This is a genomic window from Pleomorphovibrio marinus (assembly GCF_003347495.1).
In the GTDB taxonomy this organism is placed as follows: domain Bacteria; phylum Bacteroidota; class Bacteroidia; order Cytophagales; family Cyclobacteriaceae; genus Pleomorphovibrio; species Pleomorphovibrio marinus.
Window position 1 is genome coordinate 218,528 of sequence record NZ_QCXY01000010.1, and the last position, 17,618, is coordinate 236,145.

The window sequence follows — 17,618 nt, forward strand, 5'->3', positions numbered from 1 at the left end:
TATTCAATTTAAAAATGAAAAAATGATGAACTTTAGATTTTAATTTTTAGGCGTTCTTCATAGCTAAATCTTCGCTACCTTTTCCCCTTTTCCTTTACTTGAAGAATTCCCATTGTCATGTCCATATCCGTACCCGTATCCATACGTGTGACCACTTCTTTTGCTGGCGTCATTCATTACGAGCATAGGTTGCTTTAGTTTCTTATTTTGATACACATCCTCTATAATCGCCAATTGGGCTTTGTAGGTATAGCCGTAGCGTATAATATATACAGTAGAGTCTATTAAAGGAGCTAAACTAAAAGTATCTGCTACTTGGCCGATGGGAGGTGAGTCTAGAATAATATAATCAAATTCATTGCGTAAGGTTTCGATCAGTTCTTTTATTCTGGTACTCATCATTAATTCGGCGGGATTAGGAGGGATGGTGCCGGCCCCTATAACATACAGACCGGCCACTTCTTCTAAAGAAACCAACAAAGCAGTTACATCCAAAGAAGGAAATGCCAGGTAATCGGTCAAGCCAACTGAAGGTTTTAAACCTAAGTACTCCATTAGTTTAGCCCTTCTTAGGTCAAAATCCACGATGACCACTTTCTTTCCAGACAAGGCCAGGGTTGCACCTAGATTGATGCTGCAAAAAGTTTTTCCTTCCCCGCTTCTGGCTGAAGTCACCAAAATCACCTTATTTTCTTTTCCCACATTGGCAAAATGAAGGTTGGCCCTGACAAGTCGGAATGTTTCGGCAATAATGGAATGATCTCCTTCAGCCACCTGAAGGTTGCCTTTTTCCTTACTGTGGTAGATTTCTCCCAATATTGGCACATGGGTGTGCCCTTCTACATCCTTTCTTTCTTTTACCTTATCGTTTAGCAGGTCTTTCAGGTAAATAAAACCGAAAGGGATCACTAGCCCCAAACTGATTGCAGCCAAATATAGGGTGGATTTACTTGCGTTAACAGGAAGGGTGCCTGCGGCCGGTTCATCAATGATTCGGGAATTGGCCTGGGTGGAAGCCAAAGTAAGGCCTGCTTCCTCCCTACTCTGAAGTAAAAACAGGTAAATGGCCTGTTTGACACTTTGTTGCCGGTTGATTTCCAACAATTCCCTTTCAATGGAGGGTACATTTCTCACCTTAGATCGAAACTGGCTTGTGCTGGACCTCAAGTTATTCAAGGTGATTTCCATATTGCTTTTGATGGTCCTAAGGTTTTCACGAATATTATCTCTCAAATTACCAAGCTGTTCATCAAGGTTTCGTATCAGCGAACTACCCGGCTGAATGGTCCTAAGCATCCGCTGCTTTTCCAACAAAAGCTCGTTATATTTGGCCATAAGTCCATTAAGGGTAGGTTCGTTTATCGCCAAGGATCCTGGGATAAGTTTCAATTCCTCCTGGTGGACATAATTTTCCAAGGAATTGATAATGTCCATTCGGATTTCCAGATCCTCCAACTCTTTACTATATTGACTAGCGGACTGCATGTAGAGCTGTGCATTGGCATCTACATCGGTCAGGTCGTTTTGTTGTTTATAGGTTTCCACATTCCTTTCTACTTCAGAAAGTTCGGTAGACAAGAACTGTATTCTTTCATCCAAAAACGCAATCGTACTGAGTTGCACTTTATTTTTGTCTTCAATGGCTTCTTTATTGTATACTTCCACGAGTTTTTTCAAAACCAACATGCTTTTTTTGGGTACGGCATCGGTCAAACCCAATCGAACTACATTTGCATCCTTGCTGAGCAACTCAACCCCTAATGATTGGCTATAACTTTTAGCCTGGTCTTTAATGTTTTGAAAATTTACAATAATATTACTACTGCTTTCCGATTCCGAAGAGCCAATGACCGTAAAGGTGCCATAAGGTCGGTTGATTTCCTGCCCAAATTTATGATTAGTGACTTGGGGGTTTCCTTCTCCGTCAAATTCGGTCAGGTCAAAACTGTTGTCTTCCAAGGATGTTAACTTGATCGTTCTTCCATATGCTGAAGGTTCCAATTTATTGATAACAAGCCCAATAGAAAGGTCTTCCTTAAAAACCTCCACATCCCTGAAGCGGCCTTCAATATAGTAAGTGGTATTCATTCCTAATTCCTCAAAAACCCTTTCCATAAGTGATCTGGACCGAAGGACGATCATTTCACTTCCAATATTTTTGTTTACTCCATAATCACTCAAACCACCGGACATTTCCCCGGAAAAAAAGGCTCCCTTCGGGTTATCCTCTTTAATCAAAATGGTAGTACTTACGGCGTATTTTGGAACAATATTGTAACGGATGTGAAAATAAGTAACGGAAATTGTCAAAAATGTACAGATTACAAACCAATACCAATACCTCAGGTACTTGTCAATCAGGTTCCGTATGTTAAAATCTTGTGATTGTTTTCCAAACAATCTGTTCTGTGAATGATCCATATTGATCAGGTTTAAAACAGGCCGAACATCCAGGCCACGAAGGCGATTGAATTCAGAAGGGTCAGGTAGAACATCGTATTTACCCGGCCGGAATTGGCTTGCAAAGCCCTGGCCTTGTCGGGTTCTACATAAATGATGTCATTTTGCTGCAGGTAAAAGAAGGGAGAATCAAGGATGGCTTTATCGTTTAAATTAAGCCTTACCGTTGTCCTGTCCTCTCCAACCTCCCGCATTAATAATATGTTTTCCCTTTTACCAAAGGGGGTCATGTCCCCTGCCAGACCTATTGCTTCAATGATGTTAATTTTTTCCGAGGGGACTGGGATGGTACTGGGGTTATTGACTTCTCCCACTACTGTAATTCTAAAATTCATAATTTTGATGTTGACAATAGGGTTTCGAGCTTCTTTTTCCAAAAGTTGGATCATTTTATCGGAGGCCTCCTCCAGGGTCAATCCAGCTAACTTGATCTTACCCAATACCGGGAAGTTGATTTCCCCATTGTTATCCACCCGGTAACCTTCATTGAGTTGGCTAGGGGTACTGCCTTGCCCGGCGGAACTTCCAATACTGGATATTACACCACTGTTAAACAATATATTGGATTCCGGGTTAAGCGTACTGACAGTAATACTTAAAAGGTCTATGGGTTGTATTCTAGATTCAAGTGCATTTTTTATCTTTTCCGTGTTGGCACCCTCTTTATGTAAGTCTCTCATATAAATAAGGTTCCTCGTGGTGCAGGATCCAAAAAAAAGCAACATTAAAACTACGGCATAAAAAATATTTTTCACAAGCAATGGTTTCTTTTAAAATATAGTTAATTATTACTTTTTAGACTTTTACACAGCTTCGCCCGGTCAGTCCCAAGGACTTAAAAGAATGGCATGAAATAGGCAGTAAGTTAAAATGGGGTTATTTTTGATGTAGTTCTTGATCGGTAGGGCAAAAATCTACCATCTTCCCTTTAAAATAAGAAATTCGGGCTGCTGAATTCCAAGTCACTGTTGTAAAACTTTTCCCTTCCTTTTCAAGTATTTTACCTATAACTACCCAACTTCAAGTTTAAAATTTCAACCACTCCCCATTTTGCCAAATTAGGTGAGTGACTACCGCCTATGTGATCTCAAATTTACAAATCAAATCGAGAAAAGAAAGATAAAATATATAAAAATGTTTTTCAAAACTATAAAAATGCTTTTCATTCCTATATGAGTAACTGAATTCTAATATTTATTTTACTTTAAATAACTTATTAATTCGGAAATTTTATGAAAAATATACTTTTTTAAAAAAAAATTGTTTTTTTCGTATAAATCAAAATTTAATAAAAATATTCGCCCCAATCCCCTCTTCTAATTAAACCATTGGATTGAGAATCAACCCCTCTAAGTAAATTTTTAAACTAAAACAGATGGATCAACTGCACCTACTCCCCACCAGCAGCATCCCCCACTGTCACTATCACAACATCCCCCAAACCCCTATATTCCCCCCAATCCGGGTCCTGGAAATCATTGACCGAAAAGCAGGAAATGACCATAAGCTCAAGTCTCCTCCTTCTATCCTGTAATAGTTTCACAGTTCCCAAATGGGAATCACTATGAAACCTCCCGGTGAGATGCAAAACCTTGCCCCTCCTATTTGCGCGCCAGGCATCGAAAATACTGGCTGCCATGGTGGCGTCCCTCAGAAGCTGGGCATGGAATACCTCCGGACCCATACCATGCCCATGCTCCCCCATGGCGTCAAAGAATTTCTTCCGATAAGGGTCATCTCTACTGGGCAGGTCAAAGGTTTCATAAAAGCCACTTGCCCTGTTGTCCAATTCCTTCAGCGCAGCCAATCCCTTCCTTGCCACCATCTGGGCATACCTTCCCGGGACATTGGCCGCTATCACAGGGTTTTGAGAGGACTTGGCCAAAGCCAGGATAGGGGCATAGTCCCTGTAATTGGGCCATGCCCTTCCCTCCTGCACCAGTTTCTCCTCCGAAATCAGGTCTGCCAAAAACTCATCCAAGACCAACTGCACATCCCTTTCAAACATTTCCATGCTCAAGGTGACATCTCCATAACTTGCCAGCATGGCCTCATATAAATCAGCTTGAAGGATATGGGCGATGCTATCATCGTGTTCCTCCCCAAACATGACCACATTCGCGCCGGCAAGCGCCACATTGAGGTCTTCGATGCTAATTTCCTGACTGGTCCTGGTATCGTAGATCCGGTATTGTTCCTCAACCTGTGCCTTTGCCCCTTGAGAGGATGCCAAGGCAAGGAAATAAAAAAATAGTGGGAAAAACAAGAATGTAGGGGTGCGCATGGTTTGCTGCAATTGGTCAAACCAAAAATAGCCAAATTTCTGATAGGAGGAAATTGAGTATTTAGCAAGAGACATACAGATGATTCCCCGATAGCCCCATTAGCTATCGGGGGAGGGCAAGATTCCCCCGAAGTGTCAACCCCGATTATAAAGAAAACATATCTCCCGCTCCCTAAGTCCCTTCGTCTTAAAGACAGGATTGAAACACCATTTAAAACTAAGACTACATCAAAACCTCAGTGTCCTTCGTGACTCCTCCGTGCCCTCTGTGACCAAATCCTTTCGAAGCCTAATCCATCCGTAATAGGGATCAGTCATTTGCCTTCAGCATGGCAGACCGTTTTTCCACTGGAGAAATGCCCTATCCAAAGAATGTTTTTGCGCATTATTTGAGGTATCTTGGCAGCCATTTTATAAATTACTACCATGATACCATCAGACCCTGAACAGGACAATACTATTAAGTCCCTTTTAGACCGACTATTGGATAAAACCGAGGAGCAGCCCTTAAGATTTGGGGAGAAGCTCGCAAAAATTGGCAGTCACCAGGCACGGAAAGCTCTTATAGAGGTGCTTAGGCAAGGAGACATGGAAAATGCTTTCCTGGCTACAAAGGCCTTGGCCATGATGGAGGAAAAAGAGGAGGGCCTGGACACCCTTCTGGAGGTCATACACCTACCGGCAAACCGTAACCATAACGGTGGGTTGGTTTCTCTTTTGGAGGAGTTTGACCTCAGCGAAAAGTTCGTGGATATCTTTCGCATCTACCTATTTGGCAACTTCAAGGCTTCTGCCCTGGCAAAGGAACACCTAGACTATACCGAATTTGAAATGAGCCCCAGAACCCTCAAAAAGGCCGAAAAACACTATAAGCATTTTCTCAACAACCCTCCCTCGGATGGGTCTTTTGAAATTAAGAAAGAGGAAGCCGAAGCGATATTGAGTGACCTGAAGGACCTTTTTGAAGATGAGCTTGGGTAATACCTCTCGTTATAAAGAGATAGTCTTAAAATAAAAGTGGCATGTAGCGTTTCTCAATTCCTATACGTCTAGGCAACATGAAGGCATACAACCTGTTTGCAATATTTATAGCTTTACTCCAAATAGGTTCCTGTGGACATGATGATGACCCCAAAAGAGAGGGGAATGCAGAGGTAGTGATCAATACAACTACAAGGGGAGGATATCAGTTTCTCATCCAATTCAACAATGAACTGTATTACCCGGAAAACCTACCGGAAGAATTTAAGGTGATAACCCAAGAACCCATACCCGTATATATCCAGTTTGAACCCTTAGAATACCTGGAAGACCTTTTTCGGCCGGCTCCCAATGACGTACCCGTTTTCTGGAAGGCCATTCCGGCCATCCGGCTACTTTCCATCAAAAAAACAACCTGATCCTCTTGTTGGTGAATTCCCCGGAGCCTGCACAGAGGGCCGACCTATTCCTACCTCCGATAAGCTAATATTCACTTTCAATTTGATCCATCCATTCCTAAGGAATTGAAAACTGGGGAGTTGCACATTATACATTTTCATCTTGTCTTAGGGTTTCTTTAAGTTAACCACAGCATCGTAAAACCTAAAACCACTGTGAACTTTGTTTACTGAAGGTGATTGTACGGTCAATACCAATTGATTATCTTTAGGTTATGGAAAAAGAGAAGCTTAAAAACAACCTCAATGAGCCTTTCTCTGAATATGGCCACTACTCCTACGCCGATTACCTCAACTGGCAGCTAGACGAAATGGTAGAACTGATCAAAGGCAAGGTTTTCAGGCAAATAGCGGCACCGAGAAGAATTCACCAGGAAGTTTCCGGCAGGGTTTTTACCAAGATTTACAATTATTTGGAAAAAAAACCCTGCAAGGTATATGCAGGGCCTTTTGATGTTCGCCTACCCGTCAAATCCAAAAAAAATGAGGACATAGACACAGTAGTGCAACCGGATATCTGTGTGGTATGCGACCCGGAGAAACTGGATGAGCTCGGTTGTGTAGGAGCCCCTGACCTCATTGTGGAAATCCTTTCCCCCGGTAACAACAGTAAGGAACTCCAAGATAAATACAAGGTTTATGAAGCTTCCGGTGTAAAAGAGTATTGGGTAATCCACCCCAGTGAAAATACGCTGTTGATCTACACCCTAATGAATGGGGAATATAAAGCCTCAAGGCTTTTCACCACAGGCGACACTCTGCAGTCAGAGGTAATCAAGGGGTTTACCTTGGAGGTAGGAGATATTTTTGAAAGACAATAAGGCCATTCACTCTAGCCATTGCGTGCATTGGAGTTCAACCACTCCGGGGTTGGTTGCCGGTTTGGACGTTAAAGGGTTGCAGTAAGATTGTTCGCATAGGATAGGGAATCAAAGGTGCTGTTGGATGTCCGTCCCAAGTACAGATGCATTGACCTGAGAACAGGCATGGGATTAACCGGATCTACACCATAAAAAAATAGGTAGGCAGTACACAATTTACCAAAGGAAAACCAACCCCAGAGGGGTGACTGATTATGGAATCAGGAACGCAATAGGAAACTGACCCCGGCAGGGGTTGAACTCCCCTGAAAGCAAATTCCGGCGATTGTCAAAATTTGAAAACGGAGATGAATTTGTTTCGGGGAAAGAAAGGTTCCAATATAAAAGTAGATGGATTATTGGCCAGGCGGTGGGGACGGGGATGCCGGTGGCGATTTCCATAGCGGCAAAAAAAAAGTCACCCCGGCTGGGGTTGGTCTTCGTTTCCGAATCTTGTTTTCTATAATAATGCCACCCCTGCCGGGGTTCGTTACCGATTTGGGTCTTGGAGGGGTTGTGGTAAGATTGTTCGTAGGGGATAGGGAATCAAAGGTGCTGTTGGATGTCCGTCTCAAGAGCCGATGCATTGAATCGAGCGCAGGCCCAGGGGATTACCCGGATTTACAACCATAAAGGTAGGCCGTGCACAATTTACAAATTGTAAACCAACCCCGGAGGGGTGATAGGATTATGGAAACAAGAAACGTATTGATTGAACCGGCAGGGGTTGAACTCCCCTGAACGCAAATTCCGGCGAATGTCAAAATTTGAAAACGGAGATGAATTTGTTTCGGGGAAAGAAAGGTTCCAATATAAAAGGAGTGGATTATTGGCCAGGCGGTGGGGACGGGGATGCCGGTGGCGATTTCCATAGCGGCAAAAATAATGTCACCCCCCTGGGGTTGGTCTTGTTTCTGTTTCATGGATTTCTATAATAATGCCACCCCTGCCGGGGTTGGTTGCCGATTTTGGGCTTGCTTGGAGGAGTTGTAGTAAGATTGTTCGCATGGGATAGGGTATCATAGGTGCTGATGGATGTACGTGCCAAGAGCCGACACATTGAATCGAGCGCAGACCCAGGGGATTACCCGGATTTACAACCATGAAGGTAGGCCGTGCACAATTTACCAATGGTAAACCAACCACAGAGGGGTGACAGGATTATAGAAACAGTCAGTGAAAAGGGGGAAACCCCGGAGGGGTGACATTATTATGCCGGAAAGGTGGTGCCATTTGCATTAACGCCCATCGAATAAAAGAATTTGGGTCAATGGCATGGTGGTGGAAAAGTGGATTCCAATATGGAAAGGGGTTGTTCTATTATTATGCGTCCCTGGCTGTAATGTGGTTTAGTTCTGTATTAATGCCACCCCTGCCGGGGTTGGTTGCCGATTTTGGCCTTGGAGGGTTGCAGTAAGATTGTTCGCATGGGATAGGGAATCAAAGGTGCTGTTGGATGTCCGTCTCAAGCACAGATGCATTGACTCGAGCACAGGCCCAGGGGATTACCCGGATTTACAACCATGAAGGTAGGCCGTGCACAATTTACCAATGGTAAACCAACCCCAGAGGGGTGACAGGATTATAGAAACAGTCACGCAATAGGCAACCGGCAACCCCGGCAGGGGTTGAACTCCCCTGAACGCAAATTCCGGCGAATGTCAAAATTTGAAAACGGAAATGAATTTGTTTCGGGGAAAGAAAGGTTCCAATATAAAAGGAGTGGATTATTGGCCAGGCGGTGGGGACGGGGATGCCGGTGGCGATTTCCATAGCGGCAAAAATAATGTCACCCCGGCTGGGGTTGGTCTTCGTTTGCAAAGGGATAAACCCCGGAGGGGTGACATGATCATGCCGAAAAGGTGGTGCCATTTGCATAAACGCCCATCGAATAAAAGAATGTGGGTCAATGGCATGGTGGTGGAAAAGTGGATTCCAATACGGGGAAAGGTTCTTCTAATAATAATACGCGACCCTGGCAGCAATGTGGTTTAGTATATTACTGATTTTTTTTAAGGTTATTTTCCAAGATTCCTTAATTTTAATTGATCAATAGACTACTTCAATTTGTCTATGAAATTTTAAGAGATTCAATTATTCCTAATAAATAATATAAAGCTATGGCAGATGCATTTTCACAGATTTACATCCAAGTTGTCTTTGCAGTAAAGGGAAGACAAAATCTAATTTTCAGTTCCTGGAAGGAAGAACTAAATAAATATATTGCCGGAATCATTAATGGGAAAGATCAAAAATCGATAATTGTTAATGGAATGCCAGATCACATCCATGCTTTTATAGGGTTAAAACCTTCTATGGCCTGATCTGGTTCGTGATATAAAGAACAATTCTTCGAATTTTGTCAATGAAAAGCGATGGGTGAAAGGTAAATTTCAATGGCAAGAAGGATATGGTGCATTTTCCTATTCCCATTCCCAGGTCGAAAGGATATACAATTATATTTTAAACCAAGAAAAACACCACAGAAAAAAATCCTTCCGGGTGGAGTATCTTGAACTATTGAGAAAATTCGAAATTGATTTTAAGAATGAATATCTATTTGAATGGTACGATTGACCATTCGGATAATATTGCTTTTTACGAAAATTTGAAAATGAAGCCATACCGTAGGGTTTCCTTGAAAATTGCTCTACCTAAATATTTAAGGGATTATTTTGGCCCTTTTACTTTTTTTTTCAGGTTTTATTGCGTCATGTCAAGTCCATTTGACATGGAAAAAGTACAATTCGTCAAGCTTTTTAGTTTTTGGAGTGGCTTTTTTGGGGAAGCAGGTGAATATTTTCCTCTCCGTTCAGTATCTCCGGTTGCTGTTGGTGGTAGTTAGGACGCGGCCTTTTGATCCCGGTCTTCCAGCAGAACTTGAAAAGTTGCTTCTCGAAAACCCACTGGCAGCATTCCCAAAGCAGTTTCACATCCGTGGGGAAACTATAGCTTTCATAACAGGAGGGGTCACTGCTGCTCCAAGCAGGCATGAAAAGCACGTGGATATTGTCAATTTCCCCCTTCCGGGAATCCAGGAGTACTTCCTGCACCCTCTGCCAGTCGGCATGTTCAGCCACGTATGCCCGTACCCTGCCGACGATGCCCGAATCCCTTATTAGCTGGTTTTCCTTCAGGAGCTTGTCGCAGAAAAGCTGTATGCCCCAGTCGGTATTGAAACGCTCATCCAGTTTTTCGTCGCTGAGGTCAAAATAGGATTTGAGGAACATCAGAGCCTGTCCCGATTTTCGGGAGCGAACATCCCTATATCAGCAAGTTGCACACTTTAATGCTATTATTTAAGAATAAGGTCTCATTTATTCTACTTTTGTTCCTGCGTTTTGAATTAAACCCAAAGTATCTAGTAAGTGAACGGCATTATAGATTAACTTAAAAACCCGAAATGGCCTCATAGGAGACCCAAGAATTCAATTAGGTTAAAATGGCTTGTAATAATTTTTTCAATACTTTTGGTGCATCAAGGAATTCATGTACAATATCTTTTGCCCATTCCCCATGCCTGACGAAATCCTTATTAATTTCTTCTATTGCATTTTTAGCTTCCTCAATGTTATTAAAGGCAAATAACCCTTTGCTTGTTGGTAAGAATGCTGACCATCCTGTATCTTGTAGTACAACTGCCCGGCCACTGGCCATATAATACCCGGACCGTTCCAAAAACATTCCTCCCCAGGTTTCTACATGGGCATTTTTTGCTACTGAAAATTCAGCTTTAGACTGTGAAATATACTGGTGATATTGGTCAACATTCCCTGAAATACTATCGGCACTTATAACTTTCCAGCCTTTTTGCCTTAATAGTTCTTTTGGAGCTCCACTAGAAACTGCAATTTCAAAATTTGTATCAACCAATAAGGGAAGGTCCATGAACTTTTTGAACTCCAGATCCTTCATACCATAGATTTTACCATTATAATTGACCTCAGGATTAGCCTTCCAATTCATTACTGTTGTAAATGGGGCATCGTTTTTTGGTTTACTTGGTTTTACCACTTCTGTAAGTACCGGACAAAAGGTATGCATCCATTTTTTGTTTAAATTAGGTGCTTTAAATTTGTGGGTTCCTACGTTTAAGCCCATTGAGACGTATACATCATACGAAGGTACATTTTCTCCATTCCTTATCGCCTTTTCTATTCCCAATTGATTCCACCCAGGCTCCCCATCCACATAGACCCTTTTTCCAACATTGTACGACCATTGCGGAAAGGAATCATACTGAAGGTCAATAAATACACTTTCCTTTTCAAAAAGGCCAATAAAATCTTTCCTTTTCATTCCATAATGATCTCCTTTGTCATCGACAAAGCCCCATTTATTCTCTAGTCCATATTTTTTGAGTTCATTGTTAATAATTCCAATTCCGTAGGTGGGGTTACTGGTCATTTCTTTTTTTAGTACATTGTAACATGCATACTCCCATTCCACCTGTTCTACATAATATACATCATACCCTGCTTTTTTTATCCCTATAATCCACGCTAAAAAAAACTGGATTAAACCACCCCATGGATATTTAATCATTGCTCCGGTTATTATTACTCTTCCCATGTTTTTCTATTAAATTCCAATAACATTTAACATTTTATTTAAAACTTTTTCGGCATCGAAATAATCCCCAACAATTTCCTTTGCTTTTTTGGAATGGTGTTCATAGTTAGAAACTACAGATTCGATTGAATTAACTGCCTGATCAATATTTTCAAAGGCAAGAAGCCCCTCTCCACAGGGGATATGTTGCGAAAAACCCGTTTCCTGGCTAATGACGGGTCGACCCTTCTGCATGTAGTACCCTGCCCGTTCACCAAACCAACCTGATTTGGTAGCTACAAAAACATTTTTGGCGATGCATAATTCACCTTTAGAAGCGGCCAAATAATCGTGGTAACCTTTGAGGGTGAAAGAAATCTCGCTGGCTTTCTTGATTTTCCAACCATTGGAATTAAGCAGTTTAACGGGGGTTTTTGTTCCTCGAACGGCTATCTCAAGAGACTGATTGGTTATGGAAGGTAATTCCATAAACTTTTCAAATTCTTTATCTTTTTGACCATAAACCTGGTTTAAATAGGAAACTTCTTTGTGTGCCTGCCAACTCATAACTGTGGTAAAGGGAGCGTCCTTTGTGGGGGGAATTTGAGTCGAGTTATCATTCATTAGCAGAACAGGTGCAAGGGTTTTTTGCCAATCTATACCCGCGGTTGGAATTATATTTTCAGGCTTTCCAATATTTAAACCATCGGTAAAATAATAGTCATAGGCTAAAAGTAAATTGCCTTTTTCCAGCATGTTATGAAGTTTTATTTGGAACCACCCAGGTTCCCCATCAAAAAAAGCCTTTACAGGTACTTTTTCTGATCCTTCTTCCCAGCAAGCCCATTCGAGATCTAAATATAGATCAGCGTTTTCAAATATCCTTTTAAGTGAATTCTTAGACATTCCAAAGTAATTTCCTTTAATATCCTTGAAACACCAACTATGGTTCATATCATAGTTTTTAAAGAGTTTCTTTAGGTAACCCACCCCAAAACTGGCATCATTAGTCATTTCTTTTTTTTCCATGTCATAACAGGCATTTTCCCATTCGCATTTTTCAATAAAATAGACGTGATGCCCCAAGCGTTTTAGTCCAAGAATCCAAGCCAAAATAAACTGTACTAATCCTGCTACCGGATACTTTGCGATGGAACCATTTAATATTATTCTCGCCATGTCAATTCTAAGTTTAGGTGGTGTAAAGATTTCTTTGTGACTACTTTGGAATTTCAGTTTTGGTCAGTAGTAAATTTACATTTTTAATGATTACACGAAAGCCTTTGTGTTCATGCTTAAGGTAGGGGTTGCTATATGTCAACTTAGTTTCATTATTTAATTTTGAAATTGACATTTTAAATTGAGAACCGATATACAAAAATCTGCCATCATTCAATTTGTTTTTGGGTCAAAGACAGACAGAAAGCCACTTTTCAGAACCTCTCCTATCGCCCTGAAAGAGACCAGATTTTCGGCATAGTTCCTTATATTTTCACGAAATTCAGCATTTCGCGGGCAGATTTCTAGCATGGTGCACAAAGTCTCCAGCATTTCAATGTCATCACCGGGTTCGAATAACCAACCTGTTTTATTGGGAATCACTAAATCAGGTATACCGCCAACTCTTGAGGATAGAACAGGTGTCCCACAAGCAAATGACTCTCCAATTACCGCTGGTGCTGCTTCCCGCCAAGAAGCTAGCCAAAGGCATTCAGCAACGTTGTAATAAAGTGCTTTTTGAGAATCCTCTTTTAACCAACCTGTAAAAAATACTCTACCGGGGATCAAGCTGTTTGCTCTGCTTTTTATTAAATGCTCATCCAAGCCACTTCCTATCAAAATAAAATCTACATCTTGAAACTTTTCAGACACTTTCTGAAAAACATGGATCATGTGGGTTATCCTTTTCACTCCATCCTCAAACCTTCCTACAAACAAAAGGTACCTTCTAGTAGGGTCTATCCCCAGCTTTTTGCAGGCTAGGTTTTTTTCCATAATTTGGTAAACATTCATGTTAATGGGAGGGCGGATAACCGCCGTATTTTCCGGGGGAACTTTATAATTGTTGATAAGATTACCGGTTTCTTGTGTTCCAGATGAAAAAATATAATCTGCTTTTGAAATGGAATATTTTTTAATTCTTTTACCTAAATATCTATAAGATACGCTTCCAGAATGAAACGTAATTAATGGGATATTTAATAGGTAAGCATAAAAGAGTAATACATCATACCTCCCACTGCAATAGTCTTGCACAAAAATAACATCTGGTTTTTCAAGAAAAAGTCTTCTTGATAGCTGGTATGAAAAGGGTGATAAATAAGAGGCAATGGTAGCATAAAAACGATAGAACCTTTGCCATCGCCAAGCAAACGAAGGAAGATAAAATAACCTCCAGAGCATTCTATGCAAGAGAGAGCTTTTAATAAATCGGATTTTACAACCGACCTTGGTATGAACTATCTCAGATGTCTCTGGCTTGATTACATTCATATACCAAGTGACATCACCTATTTTTTCTTGAATGATCGTTAACCATGCATGGTTTGCCGTGTTGTCCCAGTCAGCAAACGTTGTTTGGCTTATACTATAATGGGTATAGAAGTCTTCAAAAACATCAGGGTAGTCGAAAAAAGCTATCTTGATTCTATTAGTGGAATTGGATGACAATAAAGGTAAGCGTTCCATGGGCTCAAATTTTGAATTAAAAGATGCTTTTATGCCACTTAGTTTTCAATAAATTTGTTTCGATCAGTTTTTAGAGGGGTATTTTCAAAGGTCTAATTCTCTAGGATATTTTTCAGTTTTTCATTGAATTTGTTGAGTTTTAAATGCTTGAACAGATTAGTTGTTCTAGTACCATCCTGGAATCAAAATAAGAACCAGCCAATTCCCGTGCTTTTTTGCAATGTATGGAGTAATTTCCCATTACGTCATTTAAAGCCTCGATTGCCGTTTCGGTATCATGAAAGTGCAATAGCCCCACTCCAGATGCTAAATGCTTAGTAAAACCAGTATCCTGAGCCACGACAGGCCTTCCGCTCGCCAAATAGGCTGCACTTCTTTCACTAAACCAGCCCGTATGACTGATTACATACCCCTCTTTACAAATACAAAACTCACCATAAGACTGTTGTATGTATTCTTTATAAAGCCGAAGGCTTTTCGAAATAGAAAGTGGATTGATAATTTCCCAGCCTGCTTTTCTTAATTCTTTTCTTGGCGCACTTGGACTACCTAATGCCAGTTCTATTCTGGTTTGGGTTTTTGATGGAAAATCAAAAAATGGAAGAAAAGAAGCAGATTTCATCCCATAAGAAAGGCCATTAAATGTCATGCTTGGATAGCTTTCCCACTGAATAATGCTTGTGAACTTTTTCCTTACTTCCTGGAATGGACTATTCCAATCATCCATAACAATTGGTTGTCTAGTCGCTCTCCAAGTAAACCCATCTTTGGGAACCTTGGATTCTCCGGTTGGGATATTTTCCCCAAAAGTAAACCAACGGTTATGTAATTGGCTCAAACTAAGTCTTTCCTTGGATTGTAGGTTCCTAACTTGGGTAAATAACGGGTCTGTGTCAATAAGTACCCTGATGGGAATGGATAAATGCCATTCCCGCAACATATTGGAACAGGAAAGGTTGATCAGGAGATCAAATTTTTTTGTGTCAATAAAGGGTTTTTCCCCATCGTTGGTATACCACTCCTGTTTATGTTGATTATAGTAGGCCCAAGGAATTTCTATTTTCAAATATTCCAGTGATCGTTTTAGATATTTTAACCCATAGGTAGGATCCGAATCAGTTATTCCACGATCGGGATGATAACAACAATATTCGCTTTCCCCACTATCTTCCATATAAAAAACCTTATGATTCAATGAATCTAGCCCTTTCACATATTGGAGGTGGTGCCAGGTCATCCCGGCAAAAGGTCCTCTTACAATGTACCCTAAAACCAGTATGTTCAAACGATATGAAGAGCAGCTATAATCCAATTTCCGACATCATTTTGTGTAACACTTTGTCAGTAGCCAAATATTCCCTTGCAATCTCATAAGCCGCGTCCGAATGCTTTGTATACCCTAGACTGACTGCTTCGACTGAATCTTTTGCACCTTCGAGGTCGGTAAACTTAAATAATCCCTCTCCCACTGGCAAGGACTCACTAAAACCCGTATCTTGAAGGATTACAGGTTTTCCCATTGCAAGGTAAGCGGCACTTTTATCGCTAAACCAACCTGTTTTGTTTTTTACAAACACTTCTTTGCATACGCTGAACTCGCCGGATGATGAAGCGATGAAATCCATGAAGGTATTTACGTTCAAAGTGATATTTTTTCCAGAACTAATTTTCCAACCATTTTCCTCCAATGATTTTCTAGGGATATTTTTCCCTGATAAGGCCAACTCAAATTCTACTTTGGATAGGGTAGGCAGACGAATGATTTTTTGAAATTCCTGATCTTTTTGCCCAAATATTTCACCTTTATAATGGATTGGTTTATGGGATTTCCAATTCATGACAGTTGTAAACCTTATTTTTTGGACATAAGGGGTTTTATGGAAAATATTTAAATCAACGGGATGAAAAACGTGTCTCCAATTTAAACCCAAAGTTGGAGTTGGATTGAACTCCTTACCAATATTGCAACCCACCGTATAGTAAAAATCATATTTATCTAGCGGCTCACCATTTTCGATTTTATTCTCCATTTTTATCTGGGTAAATCCAGGCTCTCCATCTAAAAACAAGGTTTTACAGCTTTGGCTAGCTTCTTCCAGCCAGGTTCCGTGGGTTCCCATATCAATAAAGATCGCCGCATTTTTGAAAACTTCTTTAACATGTAATTTGGAAAGACCGTTATATTCCCCGTTATAATCCACGAAACACCACTTCCCTGCGAAACCATATTTGTTTAAGAGGTCACCTACCACCCTTAGTCCATAAGAACAATCATTACTCATGGCTTCGACACTTGGATCGTAGCAGGCATTCTCATAACCGGATTTCTCCATAAAGTAAACATCATATCCGAGCGATTTCAAACCGGTTAAATATTGTAGAACCCAAGACAGCATTCCCCCCAAGGGATATCTAAACATATACGAACCAAGAACTATGCTGACTTTACCCATTATTTTTGGAGTTTAAGAAGTATTTTTCTAGTTCATCTTTCATTTCATTAACACCTTTTTTCGCCATCTCCTTTGAGCGTTTTATGGTGCTTCGTATGGATTGCTGTGTGCAATTATCAAAAGCGAGCGATAGGGATTTTTGGTTGGTATCAGTAACTGACAAAATATAAGGCCAACCGATTGCTTTAGCTTGACTGGAAATTTTGGCCCCACCATCAATAGGGTCAATCGCAATAACGGGCACCTCATTTTTTAATCCCAAAACCATTCCGTGAAGCCTTGTGGTAATAATAATATCCATTTTGGATATAAGGCTTTCTACAGCCAAAGAGGAATTGAGTCCAAATGCATTGTTTTCCAAAGAGGTATCTATGTTGACCACTGCTAATTTCTCCCGGGAAATGAATAAATCTATTTGCTCATGGACAAGCTCATGCATGGCCTTGGCACCATATTCCTTTTGTTTATGTGCTTTGATAAGACCAACCAAAGGTGCCGAAATCGATTCCGAACCAAACGTAATATCAGGCAGGTTCCTTCTATCACTATCTCTTTCAAGCAGAAAATCAAAGGGGTTCCAATCCTTAAGGGATTGTAATAAACTTAAATTGATCCCCAATAAATGTGCGTTTTTAAATTTTTCCAACATCGTATTCACTGGCCAGCCATTGCCAAAAGGACCACAAATAAAGATTAAATGGGTATAATTGTTTTCAGAAACCTTTTGCCATTCGAGTCCCGGAAGCTCATCCTGATTGCTAGCTATATGAAATGGAATTTTCAGCTCCGTTAACCAGTTGCTGACTATGTTACATGCAAGTACATCTCCCGCTGTAGTACCCATATTCTCAAAACTGAACCAACCAGCTAATAAAACCCTCAT

16 protein-coding genes and 1 pseudogene are annotated in these 17,618 nt (G+C 40.8%); 7 read left to right on the top strand and 10 right to left on the bottom strand.

Going from position 1 to position 17,618, the window contains the following annotated elements; translation table 11 throughout:
* Positions 1 to 63 precede the first annotated feature (63 nt).
* The 3 genes from DB520_RS21230 to DB520_RS21240 all read right to left on the bottom strand — a co-directional run bounded on the left by DB520_RS21230 (position 64) and on the right by DB520_RS21240 (position 4,744).
* Positions 64 to 2,421 (bottom strand): GumC family protein, encoded by a 2,358-nt coding sequence (locus DB520_RS21230; protein ID WP_114751779.1) that lies wholly within the window; start codon positions 2,419 to 2,421, stop codon positions 64 to 66.
* Positions 2,422 to 2,432: 11 nt separating this feature from the next.
* Positions 2,433 to 3,140: a polysaccharide biosynthesis/export family protein gene (locus tag DB520_RS21235; RefSeq protein ID WP_232835087.1), complete on the bottom strand. Its 708-nt coding sequence runs from the start codon at positions 3,138 to 3,140 to the stop codon at positions 2,433 to 2,435.
* 710 nt (positions 3,141 to 3,850) lie between these two features.
* Positions 3,851 to 4,744, bottom strand: a complete 894-nt coding sequence (locus tag DB520_RS21240) for a ChaN family lipoprotein (protein ID WP_198675408.1) — start codon at positions 4,742 to 4,744, stop codon at positions 3,851 to 3,853.
* A gap of 426 nt (positions 4,745 to 5,170) precedes the next feature.
* Between DB520_RS21240 and DB520_RS21245 the strand changes: the two genes are divergently transcribed.
* The 7 genes and pseudogenes from DB520_RS21245 to tnpA all read left to right on the top strand — a co-directional run bounded on the left by DB520_RS21245 (position 5,171) and on the right by tnpA (position 9,620).
* Entirely contained in the window at positions 5,171 to 5,725 is a 555-nt protein-coding gene (locus DB520_RS21245) for a HEAT repeat domain-containing protein (RefSeq protein ID WP_114751782.1), read from the top strand.
* Positions 5,726 to 5,802: 77 nt separating this feature from the next.
* Positions 5,803 to 6,144, top strand: a complete 342-nt coding sequence (locus tag DB520_RS21250) for a hypothetical protein (protein ID WP_114751783.1) — start codon at positions 5,803 to 5,805, stop codon at positions 6,142 to 6,144.
* Between the two features lie 254 nt (positions 6,145 to 6,398).
* A complete protein-coding gene (locus tag DB520_RS21255) occupies positions 6,399 to 7,004 on the top strand; it encodes a Uma2 family endonuclease (protein WP_114751784.1) in 606 nt (201 codons plus the stop codon).
* Between the two features lie 390 nt (positions 7,005 to 7,394).
* A complete protein-coding gene (locus DB520_RS21260; protein WP_114751785.1) occupies positions 7,395 to 7,676 on the top strand; it encodes a hypothetical protein in 282 nt (93 codons plus the stop codon).
* A gap of 146 nt (positions 7,677 to 7,822) precedes the next feature.
* Positions 7,823 to 7,978, top strand: a complete 156-nt coding sequence (locus DB520_RS26805) for a hypothetical protein (protein ID WP_157972183.1) — start codon at positions 7,823 to 7,825, stop codon at positions 7,976 to 7,978.
* Between the two features lie 745 nt (positions 7,979 to 8,723).
* Complete coding sequence (locus DB520_RS21265) at positions 8,724 to 9,038, top strand: hypothetical protein (protein WP_114751786.1); 315 nt, start codon at positions 8,724 to 8,726, stop codon at positions 9,036 to 9,038.
* Between the two features lie 125 nt (positions 9,039 to 9,163).
* Positions 9,164 to 9,620: pseudogene (gene tnpA / locus DB520_RS27755) on the top strand (IS200/IS605 family transposase).
* A gap of 182 nt (positions 9,621 to 9,802) precedes the next feature.
* Here tnpA and DB520_RS21275 read toward each other — a convergent pair.
* From DB520_RS21275 to DB520_RS21305, 7 genes are all read right to left on the bottom strand, one after another.
* Positions 9,803 to 10,273, bottom strand: a complete 471-nt coding sequence (locus tag DB520_RS21275; RefSeq protein ID WP_114751787.1) for a hypothetical protein — start codon at positions 10,271 to 10,273, stop codon at positions 9,803 to 9,805.
* A 202-nt stretch (positions 10,274 to 10,475) separates the two neighbouring features.
* Positions 10,476 to 11,615, bottom strand: a complete 1,140-nt coding sequence (locus DB520_RS21280; RefSeq protein WP_114751788.1) for a glycosyltransferase — start codon at positions 11,613 to 11,615, stop codon at positions 10,476 to 10,478.
* A 9-nt stretch (positions 11,616 to 11,624) separates the two neighbouring features.
* A complete protein-coding gene (locus DB520_RS21285) occupies positions 11,625 to 12,623 on the bottom strand; it encodes a hypothetical protein (RefSeq protein ID WP_157972184.1) in 999 nt (332 codons plus the stop codon).
* 363 nt (positions 12,624 to 12,986) lie between these two features.
* Positions 12,987 to 14,282, bottom strand: coding sequence for a glycosyltransferase family 4 protein (locus DB520_RS21290; protein ID WP_114751790.1), 1,296 nt, complete (start codon positions 14,280 to 14,282; stop codon positions 12,987 to 12,989).
* A gap of 139 nt (positions 14,283 to 14,421) precedes the next feature.
* Positions 14,422 to 15,348 carry a hypothetical protein gene (locus DB520_RS21295; RefSeq protein ID WP_232835088.1) on the bottom strand — a complete coding sequence of 309 codons (927 nt, stop codon included), beginning with the start codon at positions 15,346 to 15,348 and terminating at the stop codon, positions 14,422 to 14,424.
* A 235-nt stretch (positions 15,349 to 15,583) separates the two neighbouring features.
* Positions 15,584 to 16,735: a hypothetical protein gene (locus tag DB520_RS21300; protein ID WP_157972186.1), complete on the bottom strand. Its 1,152-nt coding sequence runs from the start codon at positions 16,733 to 16,735 to the stop codon at positions 15,584 to 15,586.
* On the bottom strand, positions 16,728 to 17,618 hold the full coding sequence (locus tag DB520_RS21305) for a polysaccharide pyruvyl transferase family protein (protein ID WP_114751793.1): 891 nt from the start codon (positions 17,616 to 17,618) through the stop codon (positions 16,728 to 16,730). Before DB520_RS21305 ends, DB520_RS21300 begins: the two co-directional genes overlap by 8 nt.

Coding starts and splice junctions, on each gene's coding strand:
- DB520_RS21230 (WP_114751779.1), bottom strand. CDS start 2,421: ATGGATCATTCACAGAACAGATTGTTTGGAAAACAATCACAAGATTTT.
- DB520_RS21235 (WP_232835087.1), bottom strand. CDS start 3,140: ATGAGAGACTTACATAAAGAGGGTGCCAACACGGAAAAGATAAAAAAT.
- DB520_RS21240 (WP_198675408.1), bottom strand. CDS start 4,744: ATGCGCACCCCTACATTCTTGTTTTTCCCACTATTTTTTTATTTCCTT.
- DB520_RS21245 (WP_114751782.1), top strand. CDS start 5,171: ATGATACCATCAGACCCTGAACAGGACAATACTATTAAGTCCCTTTTA.
- DB520_RS21250 (WP_114751783.1), top strand. CDS start 5,803: ATGAAGGCATACAACCTGTTTGCAATATTTATAGCTTTACTCCAAATA.
- DB520_RS21255 (WP_114751784.1), top strand. CDS start 6,399: ATGGAAAAAGAGAAGCTTAAAAACAACCTCAATGAGCCTTTCTCTGAA.
- DB520_RS21260 (WP_114751785.1), top strand. CDS start 7,395: ATGGATTATTGGCCAGGCGGTGGGGACGGGGATGCCGGTGGCGATTTC.
- DB520_RS26805 (WP_157972183.1), top strand. CDS start 7,823: ATGAATTTGTTTCGGGGAAAGAAAGGTTCCAATATAAAAGGAGTGGAT.
- DB520_RS21265 (WP_114751786.1), top strand. CDS start 8,724: ATGAATTTGTTTCGGGGAAAGAAAGGTTCCAATATAAAAGGAGTGGAT.
- DB520_RS21275 (WP_114751787.1), bottom strand. CDS start 10,273: ATGTTCCTCAAATCCTATTTTGACCTCAGCGACGAAAAACTGGATGAG.
- DB520_RS21280 (WP_114751788.1), bottom strand. CDS start 11,615: ATGGGAAGAGTAATAATAACCGGAGCAATGATTAAATATCCATGGGGT.
- DB520_RS21285 (WP_157972184.1), bottom strand. CDS start 12,623: ATGGAAAAAAAAGAAATGACTAATGATGCCAGTTTTGGGGTGGGTTAC.
- DB520_RS21290 (WP_114751790.1), bottom strand. CDS start 14,282: ATGGAACGCTTACCTTTATTGTCATCCAATTCCACTAATAGAATCAAG.
- DB520_RS21300 (WP_157972186.1), bottom strand. CDS start 16,735: ATGGGTAAAGTCAGCATAGTTCTTGGTTCGTATATGTTTAGATATCCC.
- DB520_RS21305 (WP_114751793.1), bottom strand. CDS start 17,618: ATGAGGGTTTTATTAGCTGGTTGGTTCAGTTTTGAGAATATGGGTACT.